The following is a 2,384-nucleotide window of genomic DNA, read 5'->3' as shown; positions in this document are numbered from 1 at the left end:
GAAGTCGCTTCAAAAGCAGGGAAAAAGCTTTCCACTCTGATTCAGTGTCAATTACAGCAATGGATCTCTGCTTTACCCAATTACATCAAGGCTTATCTGCCTATTCCAAGCTGCGAAAGTTGAGTTATATACTGTTACTCAAAAATCCACTTTTCAGGGTATCCACCGCCTCTGCCTGGGTTTTGTTCATGTATATTATTTATTACATTTGAACCTCTATACCAAGCAATATAGGTATTATTTGAAATCCGATAGGTAATCTTATAAATATTATTGTTTTTACTATATTCGTTTATAAAAGGAGAATCCATCCCGTTCACTACGTCCACATTAACCACTATTCCTCCTCTTGAAGCAATTACTTTTTCAATTTCATCAACATGCTTATCCTTTAGTATACTTTTACCAATTATGACTGTTATAACAACACATATAGAAAAGATAAATGCTATTATTAAAATTATCCTTTTTTGCTTCTGACTAATTGTCTTCACCTGATTTCTTAAGAATTATTCTAACAACATAACACATTATTAATGAAGGAAAAATACTTAATCCACCATAAGCCAGCCATTTTACTAAATTGATGGTTATCACTTTGTCTAGCAAAAAGATGTAAAGTAGTATGACTATTAAACAGGTTATTAAGAAAGAAATTGCAAAAATATAGTATGCTGGGTCCGTGACAGACCTATTATAAACAAAATGCAACTTATACCAGCCATAAAAGACAATTATAATCGCTGTTACATGAGGCAATAAAATATTTACCAAATGATACTTCCAGTTTATTTTCAATATGTCACCTTCTAATAAATATTATATTGTTGAGATAGGAAATTCCTATCTCAACAATGAATAATACGTCAATTCGAAAGATGCCTCATCCATTCTGAATATGTCATTGGATATGAGGGAGCTGCCATGAATGTAATAGTGAATTGCCATTGTCCATTTACTCCAGCATCAATCGGCAATCCTGGGGTCAATTTTGCTGCCAGACCGTATCCTGCACCAAGCATCAATTCCCAGTCATTATCTGTGGGGTCTATCTGGAATTTGGATTCAGTAACAAGTCCGAAACCTAATGAAGTTCCAGTACTTAGACTTTCATTTATTTCGGAACCAGAATTATGTATAGCTGCACCACTGGTTATACTGAATTGTCCACCTATTGAACCATCTGTTCCATAATTAATAGCTATGCTAAGGCTATTTCCTTGAATCTTTAACTCTGTCCCCACATTCATGATAAAGCTTGCAGATGCTTCCGCCTTAAAGTACCAGTCGGCCACTATGCCATTATTAGTTATTTGCATACGATTAAAAAATGGACTATTTAGTATTTCTTTTTTACCAGTACTATAATTATATCTCTCCACCTCATATAAAATCTGAGATCGTATATAAAGTGCACTGTCATGGGCATTCTGCATCTCTTTGATGTCATTTGATTCTTTCGCCTTTTTCCATTTCTCCTGGTATTGTAGAATTTTATTTCTCTGTTGCAATGACAGTGCAGGAAATAAATTCTCATCATACTGCATAAAATGCCCACTCGGATCCACAAAATTGATCGGATTGTTGCCCACATACGTATACTGATTCTGGCTTAACGCATTCCAGATATCGCCCTTATACGTATCCTCACTTATGAACCGTCCTAGCTCCGGCTTATAATAACGTGCTCTTGCATACGTTAGGTCACTGTAATAATCATAGCCTAATCCGGTATAACCGAACAGGTTGTCTGGGCCGGCCCAGTTGATGTCGAATTTCTTTGCATCGAGTACGACGCCGAATTCGTCATAGTGGTATCTCGCGCTGATGCGGCCATCCTTCTCCAGCAAGCCGATGACACTGCCTAGACCGTCGTTCAGATACAGCAGCGTCTTCGGTTCGACGCCTGGTTCCGCTCCACCCGCTCCCGGCGTCGGCTCCCAACCGTTGTTGCCGTCATATGCCGGAAGNGATGTCGTTCGTGAAGCGCAGCTCCCAATGCTTCTTCTTGTACTGCTGCTCCCAGCCGTCTCTCGGACCGCCCTTATGATAATCTGGAATCGACTCGTCTTCCCATCCGCACTTCTTCGCTAAACCCGGCGGAATAAAGCCTGGCGGCACCACATGGCAGTTTTTCGGACCATTCCCATTACCATTCCCATTACCATTCCCATTACCATTGCCATTATTTCCATTTCCGTTGCCATTCCCGTTATTGCCATTGCCATTTCCGTTATTGCCTTTCGGTCCGGCCGCGACATCCATGGTCATTCTAACGCGGTTGCCATCACCGTCATAATCGTAGCGGCTGATGTCTCCCTTATGATTGATCATCTGGCGCAGGCGTCCCGCTGCATCCCATTCATACTGCTCCCACAGCTCGG

General features: G+C 40.5%; 2 protein-coding genes. Both read right to left on the bottom strand.

Features of this window, described 5'->3' with window-relative positions; all coding sequences use genetic code 11:
- Positions 1 to 134 precede the first annotated feature (134 nt).
- Positions 135 to 494, bottom strand: a complete 360-nt coding sequence (locus ACFPXP_RS02825; protein ID WP_379892163.1) for a hypothetical protein — start codon at positions 492 to 494, stop codon at positions 135 to 137.
- Positions 495 to 866: 372 nt separating this feature from the next.
- Complete coding sequence (locus ACFPXP_RS02820) at positions 867 to 1,850, bottom strand: RHS repeat-associated core domain-containing protein (protein WP_379892161.1); 984 nt, start codon at positions 1,848 to 1,850, stop codon at positions 867 to 869.
- Positions 1,851 to 2,384 lie beyond the last annotated feature (534 nt).

The sequence above is a fragment of the Marinicrinis lubricantis genome, assembly GCF_042658665.1.
GTDB lineage: Bacteria > Bacillota > Bacilli > Paenibacillales > KCTC-33676 > Marinicrinis > Marinicrinis lubricantis.
The sequence above is the reverse complement of the archived record's forward strand: the minus strand, read 5'-3'. Positions and strand labels throughout refer to the sequence as shown.